1 protein-coding gene is annotated in these 352 nt (G+C 54.8%); it reads right to left on the bottom strand.

The window, feature by feature from the left end:
• Nucleotides 1–352: transposase (locus tag ACF8FB_RS06960; protein WP_392511148.1), on the bottom strand; the 352-nt coding region annotated here is incomplete at both ends.

Below are 352 nucleotides of genomic sequence, written 5' to 3'. Positions count from 1 at the left end.
CGCTGCTCGCCTTGTGATTGCCAGTGATGCAGCAAACCCAACGAGTAGAAACCTTTATCGAACAGGGTCAGCGAGTGATCAGGCGTGGTAGCGATCAACTGTTCGGCCAGCTTCATTTCGCTACTGTGATAGCTCTCGAAAGTACTGCTTATCAGCAGATGGCTAGTCAGTTCCATCTGGCAGACCATTCGGACTTGAGGGTAACTGCCATCGCCATGCTGATTGGTCGCGCCGCCGTAGCACGCCCGATTTTCTGCGGTGTCGGGGGTATTCCAGACGACGCCATCCACACCCAAAAGCGTTAACCCCAACCATTGAGGGTGTTGGACTTCTGCATGCCATCGCTGCTGGG

The organism is Pseudomonas sp. yb_2 (assembly GCF_043103905.1).
Taxonomy (GTDB): domain Bacteria; phylum Pseudomonadota; class Gammaproteobacteria; order Pseudomonadales; family Pseudomonadaceae; genus Aquipseudomonas; species Aquipseudomonas alloputida.
The sequence above is the reverse complement of the archived record's forward strand: the minus strand, read 5'-3'. Positions and strand labels throughout refer to the sequence as shown.